Annotated in this window: 9 protein-coding genes; 7 read left to right on the top strand and 2 right to left on the bottom strand. The window is 73.8% G+C overall.

Translation table 11 applies throughout. The features are described 5' to 3' along the window. Window positions 1-199: 199 nt before the first annotated feature. Window positions 200-1849 carry an acyl-CoA synthetase gene (locus tag SZN_RS32295; protein WP_007503352.1) on the bottom strand — a complete coding sequence of 550 codons (1650 nt, stop codon included), beginning with the start codon at window positions 1847-1849 and terminating at the stop codon, window positions 200-202. A gap of 193 nt (window positions 1850-2042) precedes the next feature. On the opposite strand from SZN_RS32295, the gene SZN_RS32290 reads away from it, so the two are divergent. The 7 genes from SZN_RS32290 (at window position 2043) to SZN_RS32260 (ending at window position 8057) form a co-directional block, all read left to right on the top strand. Next, window positions 2043-2843 (top strand): crotonase/enoyl-CoA hydratase family protein, encoded by an 801-nt coding sequence (locus tag SZN_RS32290; protein ID WP_007503350.1) that lies wholly within the window; start codon window positions 2043-2045, stop codon window positions 2841-2843. Between the two features lie 14 nt (window positions 2844-2857). Next, a complete protein-coding gene (locus SZN_RS32285; RefSeq protein WP_007503348.1) occupies window positions 2858-3814 on the top strand; it encodes a Zn-ribbon domain-containing OB-fold protein in 957 nt (318 codons plus the stop codon). Beyond that, window positions 3811-4860 (top strand): thiolase domain-containing protein, encoded by a 1050-nt coding sequence (locus SZN_RS32280; RefSeq protein ID WP_007503346.1) that lies wholly within the window; start codon window positions 3811-3813, stop codon window positions 4858-4860. The genes SZN_RS32285 and SZN_RS32280 overlap by 4 nt, the downstream gene beginning before the upstream one ends. After that, window positions 4857-6023 carry a thiolase domain-containing protein gene (locus SZN_RS32275; RefSeq protein WP_007503344.1) on the top strand — a complete coding sequence of 389 codons (1167 nt, stop codon included), beginning with the start codon at window positions 4857-4859 and terminating at the stop codon, window positions 6021-6023. Before SZN_RS32280 ends, SZN_RS32275 begins: the two co-directional genes overlap by 4 nt. 119 nt (window positions 6024-6142) lie before the next feature. Continuing rightward, on the top strand, window positions 6143-6385 hold the full coding sequence (locus tag SZN_RS32270; protein ID WP_007503342.1) for a DUF397 domain-containing protein: 243 nt from the start codon (window positions 6143-6145) through the stop codon (window positions 6383-6385). Window positions 6386-6548: 163 nt separating this feature from the next. Beyond that, entirely contained in the window at window positions 6549-7454 is a 906-nt protein-coding gene (locus SZN_RS32265; RefSeq protein ID WP_007503340.1) for a universal stress protein, read from the top strand. A gap of 105 nt (window positions 7455-7559) precedes the next feature. Continuing rightward, window positions 7560-8057 (top strand): hypothetical protein, encoded by a 498-nt coding sequence (locus tag SZN_RS32260; RefSeq protein ID WP_007503338.1) that lies wholly within the window; start codon window positions 7560-7562, stop codon window positions 8055-8057. A gap of 12 nt (window positions 8058-8069) precedes the next feature. On the opposite strand, the gene SZN_RS32255 is transcribed toward SZN_RS32260, so the two are convergent. Further along, on the bottom strand, window positions 8070-9654 hold a 1585-nt coding region (locus SZN_RS32255; protein WP_007503336.1), incomplete at its 5' end, for an N-acetylmuramoyl-L-alanine amidase.

Below are 9654 nucleotides of genomic sequence, written 5' to 3'. Positions count from 1 at the left end.
GGTGCGTCCTCGGCCGGCGCGTCGGGCACCGCGGCGGCCCCCGCCGCGTCCTTCCCCTCGTCGTCCGTCGCCCGTGTTGTTCCCTCTGCAGCCTCCTGCGACACCCGGAGGTCCTCCCGTGCGGTCTTGCGATGGCATGGCGAGCAGCGCCCGCCGGACGGGCCTGCCACCACCAGTACGTCCGCACGTCACCTCAGGTTCAGTCCTGCGGGCCCGGAATCCGCGCCCCCGCGGACGCCGCGACCTCCCGTGCCCAGCGGTAGTCCGCCTTGCCGCTGGGGGAGCGGCGGACCACGTCGGTGATCACGAGCCGCCGCGGGATCTTGTACCCCGCGAGAAGGGCCCGGCAGTGCGCCTGGACGTCCGCGAGCGAGGGCGCCGCCGCACCGGGGCGCAACGCGACCACGGCCGCCACGTGATGCCCCCACCTCGCGTCCGGCACGCCCGCCACGAGCGCGTCGTAGACGTCCGGATGGGACTTCAGCGCCTGCTCGACCTCCTCCGGATACACCTTCTCGCCGCCGGTGTTGATGCACTGCGAGCCGCGCCCCAGCACCGTGACGACGCCCTCCTCGTCGACGGTGGCCATGTCGCCGAGCAGCACCCAGCGCCGGCCGTCCTTCTCGAAGAAGGTCTCCGCGGTCTTGCCCGGGTCGTTGTAGTAGCCGAGCGGCACATGGCCGCACTGGGCGACCCGCCCGACCTCCCCGACGGCCACCGGCTCGCGACTGTCCGGATCGACCACCCTGGTACGGGAGTTGACGCGGATGCGGAACCCGCGCTCGGGACCGGAGTCCTCGGTCGCCGTGCCGTTGAAGCCGGACTCGGAGGAGCCGAAGTTGTTCAGCAGCAGCGCCCCCGGGACCAGGTCCCGGAACTGCCGGCGCACCGTGTCCGACATGATCGCCCCGGACGAGGACACGCTGAACAGCGACGAGCAGTCCGTGCCCTTCATGGCCCCGCTCAGCGCGTCGACCAGCGGCCGGAGCATCGCGTCGCCGACGAGGGACACGCTGGTGACCCGCTCCTCCTCGATGGTGCGCAGGACCGCCTCGGCGGCGAACTTGCGGTGGATGACGACCCGTTGGCCGAAGCCGAAGCCGATGAAGGCCGTCAGCGTGGACGTCCCGTGCATCAGCGGGGCCGTCGGGAAGAACGTGATCCCGGCGCCGCCCGCGGCCACCCGCTCGGCGAGCTCCTGCGGCCGGCTCACCGGCTCCCCGGTGGGCGCCCCGCCGCCGAGTCCCGAGAAGAACAGGTCCTCCTGACGCCACATCACCCCCTTGGGCATCCCCGTGGTGCCGCCGGTGTAGATGATGAACTGGTCGTCGCCGGAGCGTGCGGGGAACCCCCGCTCCGGCGATCCCGCCGCCTCCGCGTCCGCGAACGCCACGGCGGGCACGGCCGCCCCCGGACGCGCCCCCGGCTCCGCCGCGCCCACCCGGACCAGGTGCCGCAGCCCCGCCACCCGCGGCAGCGCGGCCGCCACCCGGTCGGCGAAGCCGGCGTCGAAGACCAGGGCCACCAGATCGGCGTCCCGGTAGAGGTACACCAACTCCTCTTCTACATAGCGGTAGTTGACGTTGACAGGCACGACCCGGGCCTTCAGGCAGCCCAGGACCGTCTGGAGGTACTCCACGCCGTTGTAGAGGTGCAGCCCCAGGTGCTCCCCGGGGCGGATGCCGCTGTCGATCAGGTGGTGGCCGAACCGGTTGGCCGCCGCGTCCAGTTCCGCGTACGTCAGACGGCGCTCCGCGCCGGTCCCGGGGTGGTCGGCGTACACGAGCGCCTCGCGGTCGGGCACCACGTCGACGACCGACTCGAACAGGTCGGCAAGGTTGTACTCCACCGCTCCTCCTGACCTCGGCAGGGCCTGGCGCTGTGACGGTTCGCCGGTCATCAGAGCAAAGGGCCGCACAACTGGGAAGCCTTCCCGCAAAAGAATCTGACTGTCTGTCAGAAAACTCTTGAAGTGCTTCCCCGCCTCCTGCAACCTGTTCTCGTTCCGTCGCTGGGCGGACCGCTCGGAGGGGAGACGGCTCATGGGTGGGACCGAACACCTCACGGTGCGACGCGAGGGCGCCACGCTGATCCTCACGCTCAACAGACCCGAGGCGAGGAACGCGCTGTCGCTGCCGATGCTGGTGGGCCTGTACGACGGCTGGATCGAGGCCGACGCCGACGACTCCGTGCGCTCCGTCGTGTTCACGGGCGCGGGCGGCTGCTTCTGCGCGGGCATGGACCTCAAGGCCCTCGCGGGCGGCAGCATGTCCGGGGAGGAATACCGCGAACGGCTCACCGCCGATCCCGACCTGCACTGGAAGGCGATGCTGCGCCACCACCGGCCCCGCAAACCGGTCGTCGCGGCCGTCGAGGGCCCCTGCGTCGCGGGCGGCACCGAGATGCTCCAGGGCACCGACATCAGGGTCGCCGGCGAGTCGGCCGTCTTCGGCCTCTACGAGGTCAGACGGGGCCTGTTCCCCATCGGCGGCTCCACCGTCCGCCTCCCGCGCCAGATCCCGCGCACCCACGCGCTGGAGATGCTGCTCACCGGACGCCCCTACAGCGCCCGGGAGGCGGCGGACATCGGCCTCATCGGCCGTGTCGTCCCCGACGGGAGCGCGCTCGACACGGCGCTGGAGATCGCCGACCGGATCAACGCCTGCGGGCCGCTCGCCGTGGAGGCCGTCAAGGCGTCCGTGTACGAGACGGCCGCGATGACCGAGACCGACGGGCTCGCCGCCGAACTCGCGCGCGGCCGGCCGGTCTTCGACACCGCCGACGCCAGGGAAGGCACCCGCGCCTTCGCGGAGAAGCGGCCACCCGTCTACAAACGCGCCTGACGAGGGAGATCCCCGTGCCCGACGTTCTCAAAGCCCCCCTGGTCGTCGAGTTCCCCTTCACCCGGTCCCTCGGCCCGGTCCAGAGCGCCTTCCTCACCGGCCTGCGCGAACGCGTCGTCCTCGGGGTGCGCACCGGCGACGGCCGCACACTCGTCCCGCCCGTCGAGTACGACCCCGTCACCGCGCAGGAGATCCGCGACCTGGTCGAGGTCGCCCCCACCGGCACGGTCACCACCTGGGCCTGGAACCCCGCCCCCCGCCGCGACCAGCCCCTCGCCACCGCCTTCGCCTGGGTCCTGGTCCGCCTCGACGGCGCCGACACCGCCCTGCTGCACGCCCTCGACGCGCCCGGCCCGGACGCCGTGCGCACCGGCATGCGGGTCCGGGTGCGCTGGGCCGCCGAACGCGTCGGCGCCATCACCGACATCGCCTGCTTCGAGCCGTACCACGACGCCCCCGCCGCCACGGCCGCCGCCGGAGCGCCCCGCCACGACGGCGTCTTCGACGACCCGGTCACCGGCATCACCGCCGCCGCCCGCCTCGACTACACCTACTCACCCGGCCGCGCCCAGACCGGCTACCTCAACGCCCTCACCGAGCACCGCAACGTCGGCGAACGCTGCCCGTCCTGCCGCAAGGTGTACGTACCGCCCAGGGGTGCCTGCCCCACATGTGGGGTCGCCACATCGGAACAGGTCGACGTGGGTCCCCACGGCACCGTCACCACCTTCTGCATCGTCAACATCAAGGCGAAGAACCTCGACATCGACGTGCCCTACGTCTACGCCCACATCGCCCTCGACGGCGCCGACCTCGCCCTGCACGGCCGCATCGGCGGCATCCCCTACGACCAGGTGCGCATGGGCCTGCGCGTCGAACCGGTGTGGACGCCGGGCGCGCGCCACCCCGACCACTACCGGCCCACCGGAGAGCCCGACGCGCACTACGACACGTACAGGGAGCTGCTGTGAACCGCGAGATCGCCGTCGTCGCCTTCGCGCAGACCGACCACCGGCGCACCAGCGAGGAGCTCTCCGAGGTGGAGATGCTCATGCCCGTCCTGCACCAGGTGCTCGCGCAGACCGGCCTGAAGACCTCCGACATCGGCTTCACCTGCTCCGGATCGAGCGACTACCTCGCCGGCCGCGCCTTCTCCTTCACCCTCGCCCTCGACGGCGTCGGGGCCTGGCCGCCGATCTCCGAGTCGCACGTCGAGATGGACGGCGCCTGGGCGCTGTACGAGGCGTGGACCAAACTCCTCACCGGCGACGCCGACACCGCGCTCGTCTACTCCTACGGCAAGTCCTCGCCCGGCCCGCTGCGCGACGTCCTCACCCGCCAGCTCGACCCGTACTACCTCGCCCCCCTGTGGCCCGACGCCGTCGCGCTGGCCGCCCTCCAGGCCCGTGCCCTCATGGACGCCGGGCACACCGACGAACCCGCGCTCGCCGCCGTCGCCGCACGCAGCCGCGGCGACGCCGAGGCCAACCCCCACGCCCAGCTCCGCGGCCCGGTCCCGCACGGGGAGTACGTCGTGCACCCGCTGCGCACCGGCGACTGCCCGCCCCTCGGCGACGGAGCCGCCGCCGTGCTCCTCGCCGCCGGGGAACGCGCCCGCGAACTGTGCGAACGGCCCGCCTGGATCCGCGGCGTCGACCACCGCATCGAGGCCCACTCCCTCGGGGTCCGCGACCTCACGGACTCGCCCTCCGCCCGCCTCGCCGCCGAGCGGGCCGGCGCGTTCGAACGGCCCGTCGACACCGCCGAGTTGCACGCCCCGTTCACCTCCCAGGAGGTCGTCCTGCGCAGGGCGCTGCGACTCGGCGACGACGTACGCGTCAACCCCTCGGGCGGCGCCCTGGCCGCCAACCCCGTCATGGCCGCCGGCCTGATCCGCGTCGGCGAGGCGGCGGCCCGCATCCACCGGGGCGACTGCGACCGGGCGCTCGCGCACGCCACGTCCGGCCCCTGCCTCCAGCAGAACCTGGTCGCCGTACTCGAAGGGGATCCGCGATGAGCAAGGAACCCGTGGCCGTCACAGGCGTCGGCCAGACCAGGCACGTCGCGGCCCGCCGGGACGTGTCGATCGCCGGACTCGTCCGGGAGGCGGCCCGGGGCGCCCTGGAGGACGCCGGGCTGACCTGGGCCGACATCGACGCCGTCGTCATCGGCAAGGCGCCCGACTTCTTCGAGGGCGTGATGATGCCCGAGCTCTACCTCGCCGACGCCCTCGGCGCGGTCGGCAAACCCATGCTCCGGGTGCACACGGCCGGCTCCGTCGGCGGCTCCACGGCCCTCGTCGCCGCCGGGCTGGTCGCCGCCCGCGTCCACGGCACCGTCCTGACCGTCGCCTTCGAGAAGCAGTCCGAGTCGAACGCCATGTGGGGCCTGTCCCTGCCCGTCCCCTTCCAGCAGCCGCTGCTCGCCGGGGCGGGCGGCTTCTTCGCCCCGCACGTGCGCGCGTACATGCGGCGCAGCGGCGCGCCCGACGGCGTCGGCTCCCTGGTCGCCTACAAGGACCGGCGCAACGCCCTGAAGAACCCCTACGCGCATCTGCACGAGCACGACATCACGCTGGAGAAGGTCCGGTCCTCGCCCATGCTGTGGGACCCGATCCGCTACTCGGAGACCTGCCCGTCCTCCGACGGCGCCTGCGCGATGGTCCTCACCGACCGGGCCGGCGCCGCCCGCGCGCCCCGCCCGCCCGCCTGGATGCTCGGTGGCGCCATGCGCAGCGAGCCCACCATGTTCGCGGGCAAGGACTTCGTCTCGCCCCAGGCCGGCAAGGACTGCGCGGCCGACGTCTACCGCCAGGCCGGCATCACCGACCCGCGCCGGGACATCGACGCGGTGGAGATGTACGTGCCGTTCTCGTGGTACGAGCCCATGTGGCTGGAGAACCTCGGCTTCGCCGCCGAGGGCGAGGGCTGGAAGCTCACCGAGTCCGGTGCGACCGAGCTGGACGGCGATCTGCCCGTCAACATGTCGGGCGGTGTGCTCTCCACCAATCCGATCGGCGCCTCCGGCATGATCCGCTTCGCCGAGGCGGCCCTCCAGGTGCGAGGTATGGCCGGGGAGCACCAGGTGGAGGGCGCCCGCAGGGCGCTCGGACACGCCTACGGCGGCGGCTCGCAGTTCTTCGCGATGTGGCTCGTCGGCTCCACGCCCCCGGACGCCTGAGCAACCTCCCGCGGACCCGGGGGGAGGGATCCGGACAAAGGTCCCCTCCCCCTGGCCTGTTGGCACCCCGCACCGATCGCTAGGCTGGCCGCGGACGACGAACCGGGAGGAGCACGGACGTGGCCGAGAGCACCATCCAGCAGCAGCCGCTCACGGGCTGGGACAAGCCGGAGCTGGACCTCAGCAACGCCGACTGGCATTCGAGCAGCCGCGGCCTGGGCGATGTGCAGATCGCCTTTGTCGAGGGGTTCATCGCGATGCGCAACAGCGGCCGGCCGGAGAGCCCCTCCCTGGTCTTCACCCCCGCCGAGTGGGGCGCGTTCGTGTCGGGCGCGCGCGAGGGCGAGTTCGACCTGACCTGACCGGCCCCTGCGGAGCCGGCCCGCGGGCCCTTCCGCCCGGCCGTTCCGGGGGAGTTCCGCCGTCCGTCCGGGACACGCGACCGCCGCTGCGCCCCCGGGGCCGCCGCCTGGGCCAGGCTGGCCCCGGGAGCGGGAAGGCCGTACTCCCGGAGGTGAGGAACCCATGAGCACCCTGCCGGTGATCGCCGCGGTCGACGGTTCGGACGACAGCCTGGTGGCCCTTGACTGGGCCTTCGAGACGGCCCTGCTGCGCGGCGCCGCGCTGCGGGTGGCGCACGTGCGGCAGTTCGCCGCGTGGGCCGGCCCGGCCGTCCTGCCGGCCGGGCAGCCGCGGGCCGAGGACGATCCGGTGCTGGAGTCGGCCCGCCGGTATCTGGCGGGACGGACCGGGCGGCCCGCCACGCAGTACGTCGCCCTGGAGGGCGCCCCCGGCGGGGTGCTCCCCGAACTGGGCGCCGCCGCCGCGCTGCTGGTGGTCGGCAGCCGGGGCAGGGGCGGTTTCGCGAGCCTGCTGCTCGGCTCCAGCGGCCTGGCCGCCGCCCGGGACGCCGACTGCCCCGTGGTCGTCGTCCCCAAGCCGGGCCGACAGGTCCATGACACGCCGCCGGTCGAGCCGGGCCGCCGGGTCGTCGTCGGCCTGCGGACCGACGGCCCCGACGAGGCGGCGCTGTCCTTCGCCTTCGCCGAGGCCGCCGCCCGCGGCGCCCGCGTCCAGGCCGTCACCGCCTACGACTGGCCGCTGCACCTGTGGACGGCCGTCACCGCCCAGGTGGTGGCCCCGGCGGAGGACCGGGAGGCCGTCGAGCGGGAGACCCGCGCCCTCGCCGAGCAGATCCTCGCCCCCCACCGCGCGCACCGTCCCGAGGTCCGGGCCGAGACCGCGGTGGTGCCCGGCGACGCGGCGGGCCACCTCGTGGCCGCCTCCCGCGACGCGGCCCTTCTCGTCGTGGGCCGCCACCGGCGCCGCCTGTCGGCCCCCGCCCGCATGATCGGTTCGGTCACCCAGGCCGTGCTGCTGCACGCCGCGAGCCCGGTGGCCGTCGTCCCGCCCGCACCGGGGCAGGAGTGAACCCGCCGCCGGGCGGACCCGCGCCCGGGAACGCCGGGGTCCGTCCCGGCCGCCGAAGCCCCGCCCGCACGCCGGGGAACGGGCCCGGCCACGTACCATGGCGGCATGTCGTTCCTCCGCCGCCGTAGCGCCACGCCCGCCGGGCCCGACTTCGACGTCCTGGCCATGGACCCGGGCGACTGGCCCGGCAACCTGGGCGCCGGCCTGCTGCCCGCCCCCGACGGCAGCTGCCAGGGCGTCTTCCTGCGCTACGACCTCTTCGGCGGCCGCGGCCCCGCGATGATCATCGGCAATCTCCCGGAGGGCTCCCCGGCCCGCGAGGTCGACGAGGACGAGATCCCGTTCGAGGTCGCGCAGCTCCTGCTGGCCCTGGAGAACGAGGAGGAGGTCACCGTCGTCGGCAGCGAGGACGTGCCCGTCATGCAGGGCGACAACCTCCTGATCGTGCGGCGGCTGAAGCTCTCCGAGAGCCGGATCTCCTGTGTGCAGTTCGACCGCAGCGACAGCGTCCTGGTGACCATCGCCGCCTGGGACCGCCCCATCACCGACGATCTGTACGCCCTGCTGAAGCCGCTGCCCGCGGAGCTCTTCCAGCAGGGCTGAACCGCCTTCCCCTCAGGAGCCCGACGGGACCAGCCGCACGTCGGCCGCCCGCACGAACGCCACCCGGTGGCCGAACTGGATCTCGTAGTACTGATCCTTGCCGGTCACCACGCGGTGCGACTTCCCGTCGAAGGCCGCCGCGTAGTAGTACGCGCTCCTCACCTTGCCCCCGACCACGTAGCGCTGGCCAGCCGGCAGGGTGTACGGCAGCGGTGACACCGCCTGCGCGGGCACGTCCGCCGGATACGCCGACGCCTCCGGGTAGGCCCGCCCGTACACGGGCACGCTCTTCGCGCCGTCCTTCGGCGTCACCACCTGCCCTGCCGCGTCCACGGCCGCCGGGCTGTCCGCGGGGTTCCTGAACCACGCCTTCTGCCCCAGGAACCAGATCGCCGTCCAGTCCCCCTTCCGGCCGGCCACCGCGTACTGCTGCCCGGTCGAGACCCGCGAGGACAGGTCGTTCACGCCCCGGGTGGGAGCCGAGCCGATACCGACGTCCCTGACCAGCGGGTACGACTCCCCGGGCCCGGAGTACAGCCGCACCGCGCTCGAACCCCGGTCGGGGCAGGGCTGCCCCGCCGCGGCGCAGCCCGTGTACGCGGGCCGGTTGGCGGCGTAGTCGGGACGGATCGTCACCAGGCCGCCGTCCGGGCCGGCGGTGGCCTCGACGGGCTTGCCGAGCAGCTCGAAGTAGTGCCGCCAGTCCCAGTAGGGGCCCGGGTCGGTGTGCATCCCCCCGACCGCCGACGACGTCGGACCGGGCACCGTGTCGTGCCCGAGGATGTGCTGCCGGTCCAGCGGGATGCCGTACTTCTCGGCGAGGTAGGTCACCAGCCGCGCCGAGGAGCGGTACATCGCCTCCGTGTACCAGGCGTCCGGCCGGGTCAGGAACCCCTCGTGCTCCAGGCCGATCGACGTGGAGTTGATGTACCAGTTGCCCGAGTGCCAGGCCACGTCCTTGGCCTTCACATGCTGGGCGACATAGCCGTCGGTGGAGCGCAGGGAGTATTGCCAGGACACATAGGTGGGGTCCTGCACCATGTCGAGGACGCCCTCCCAGGCGCCCTCGGTGTCATGGACGACGATGTAGTCGATCTTCTGGGAGGCGGGGCGGTTCCCCAGGTCGTGGTTGCCGTAGTCGCCGTCCCCGAATTGCCGGTAGGGCGCCGGGAGCCACTCGCAGGAGAGCGTCGCCGGGCACTCCGTCCCGGCGGCCCGCGGCTCGCGCAGCCCGGCCCGGCTCAGCTGGCCGGTGTCGGGGACCAGCCCCGGCCGGGCGGCCAGGGCCACGAGCTGCCCCGAGTCCGTCCGGCGCTCCTGCCCGCCGCGCAGCACGTCGTAGACCTCGTTCGCGTACGCCGCGGCCGTCCTGGTGTCGTCGGCGCCGGAGAACCGGGCCACGGCCGCGTACCAGTCCGCGGGGTCCGGGCTGAGCGGACGGCCCAGCTCCCTCTGCGCCGCGGCGAGCAGCGCGGCGCCCCCCGCCACGTTCGCCGCCGGGTCCGTCCGCAGCCGCCGGGCGCTCAGGCCGGTCAGTTCCGCGGCCCTCGGCAGCGTCCTCAGCCGGGCCGGAAGCCGGGCCGGAAGCCGGGCGGGC

The organism is Streptomyces zinciresistens K42 (assembly GCF_000225525.1).
GTDB lineage: Bacteria > Actinomycetota > Actinomycetes > Streptomycetales > Streptomycetaceae > Streptomyces > Streptomyces zinciresistens.
The sequence above is the reverse complement of the archived record's forward strand: the minus strand, read 5'-3'. Positions and strand labels throughout refer to the sequence as shown.

What these genes read in the sequence shown, in the direction of transcription:
- SZN_RS32265 (WP_007503340.1), top strand. Translation starts at nt 6,549, where the DNA reads ATGAGCACCCTGCCGGTGATCGCCGCGGTCGACGGTTCGGACGACAGC.
- SZN_RS32275 (WP_007503344.1), top strand. Translation starts at nt 4,857, where the DNA reads ATGAGCAAGGAACCCGTGGCCGTCACAGGCGTCGGCCAGACCAGGCAC.
- SZN_RS32290 (WP_007503350.1), top strand. Translation starts at nt 2,043, where the DNA reads ATGGGTGGGACCGAACACCTCACGGTGCGACGCGAGGGCGCCACGCTG.
- SZN_RS32260 (WP_007503338.1), top strand. Translation starts at nt 7,560, where the DNA reads ATGTCGTTCCTCCGCCGCCGTAGCGCCACGCCCGCCGGGCCCGACTTC.